1 protein-coding gene and 1 pseudogene are annotated in these 1,985 nt (G+C 74.3%); one reads left to right on the plus strand and one right to left on the minus strand.

Annotated elements, in window-relative coordinates:
• Positions 1–139 precede the first annotated feature (139 nt).
• Positions 140–1,465: a lipase family protein gene (locus ACFW1A_RS40250; RefSeq protein WP_380418662.1), complete on the minus strand. Its 1,326-nt coding sequence runs from the start codon at positions 1,463–1,465 to the stop codon at positions 140–142.
• Positions 1,466–1,650: 185 nt separating this feature from the next.
• Between ACFW1A_RS40250 and ACFW1A_RS40255 the strand changes: the two are divergent.
• Positions 1,651–1,985 (plus strand): annotated as a pseudogene (locus ACFW1A_RS40255) (PucR family transcriptional regulator); the annotation flags it as partial.

A 1,985-nucleotide genomic window follows, 5' to 3' on the forward strand; every position in this document is an offset into this window, starting at 1 on the left:
GAGGCCGGCCCGCCCGCCGCGCGCCCGGGCAGCGCCGAGGCCCCCGCGCGTGGGGGCGGCGCGCCGGGGCCTCGACCGTTGGGGCGTCAGGGACGCTCGGGTCCCCGCGCCGGGCGGGCGCGGGGCGGCGGAGCGGGCGTCAGGAAACCACGCGCTCCGGGGCCAGCGAGTTGCCCGCCGGGATGCTGCCGCAGTCCGACGGCGCGGTCCGGCCGGCGAACCGGTCGTTCAGCCAGCCCAGCGCCTGCGGCGCCCACGGCACCGGCACGCCGACGTGGCTGAGCAGGTCGTACTGCTGGTACTTGATCGCGCCGTTGCCGGTGGCGCAGTACTGGCGGGCCAGCGCGCGCACGTCGCCGGCGACCATCACGCCGTCGCCGGTGCCGATCCCGGCCGGGTTGTTGAAGGTGCCCTCCCAGAAGCCGCCGTTGCCCTGCGCGAGGTAGCCGGGGACGGTCGGGGTGGCGGCGCTGCCCAGGTTGACCCGGTTGACGGCGGCGACGAACGGCGGCACCGAGTCGGGGTCGGCGTACTGCGGCTTGGCCATCTTCTGCCAGGTCAGCCCGGGGTACTGGCCGAGCGCGTTGACGATCGAGCCGGTCTGCAGCTTCTGGTAGACCTGCATGCCGTAGTCGCTCAGGTAGGGCGTCAGGTCCAGGCCGTAGGACCGGGCCACGCCGATCAGCGCCATCGGGATGACGCCGTTCCAGACCAGCGCGCCGTTCACGTACTTGAGGTTGTGCGCAGGGTCCACCAGCAGGCCGCCCTCCGCGAAGCCGACCAGCTGCCGGTTCACCTCGGGGGCGTAGGCGGGCGCGAGCGCGGCCGCCCAGTCGGTGGCGATGGCGCCGCCGGAGTAGCCCATCAGCCCGAACCGGGTGGCGGGGTTCAGCCCGGTGCCCGGGGCGGCGGTGGCGGCCCGGATCGAGTCCAGCGTGTTGGTGCCGTACTCCGGTCCGGCCGCGAAGTCCGCCTGCTGGCCCTCGGTGTCCGGGATCACCACGTCGTAGCCCTGGAGCAGCAGCGGCGCCACGAAGAGCGCCTCGGCGTTGGCGATGACGCCGCCCAGCGTGACGTCGCCGGCGATCGCCCGGGACGGCCCGTCCGCGGGGTTCAGCGAGTCGTAGAACGACTGGTAGGAGACGGCCCTGCTGCCGTCGCTGCCGAGGCCGCGGACCACGGTGGTCACGTTGGCGGACGGGCGGCCCTGGGCGTCGGTGCTGCGGTAGAGCAGCTGGACCGCCGTCACCGGGGTCGGGATCCCGACCACGTGGTACGGGAGCTGACGGGTCTTCAGCACGGTGCCGGGGGCGTACGAGGACAGCGGGGTGCTGCCGTCGTACCGGTAGAACGAGTCGCCGGAGGCGGTCGGCGTGCTCGCGACGGCCGAGGCCACCGGCGCGGCGGTGGCGGCCAGCACGGCGGCGACGGCGGTGGCCAGCAGGCGAGCGGCGGTTCTGGACATGTCTCCCCGATTCACAGGTCGGTCCGCCGGGTGGGGGCGGGTGAGCGGGCGTCAGGTGGGGGCCCGCTTCTGGTGTCGTGACAGCTGCCGTGTTACCAACTGGTAGGTAACATCGGATGACAATGATGGCCGTACCGCGGCGGAACGCTGCCGGGCGGTGCTCACAAACTTTCGCGAGGTGGATTGTGATCGCGCCCAAGACCCCGGCGGGCGACGGCGCGCCGCGGTGCGGCGGCGTCCCGCTGCACCAGCGCCTGCTCACCGACCTGCCGGGTCTGGTGCCCGCGGTGATGGCCCGTCTGCTCGACCAGCTGCCGGTCTACGCCGCGCTGCCGCCCGAGCAGGTGCGCGGCGAGATCACCCGGGCCACCGAGCACGCGATCCGGCACTTCGTCGAGGTGCTGCGCACCGGCGAGCTGCCGGGGCCGGGCCTGCTGGAGGAGATCAGCGAGTCCTCGGCGCAGCGGGCGGACGAGGGCGTGCCGCTGGAGGCCGTGGTCGGCGCCTACCACCTCGGCGC

Origin of the sequence: Kitasatospora sp. NPDC058965 (assembly GCF_042741245.1) — a bacterium.
Classification (GTDB): domain Bacteria; phylum Actinomycetota; class Actinomycetes; order Streptomycetales; family Streptomycetaceae; genus Kitasatospora.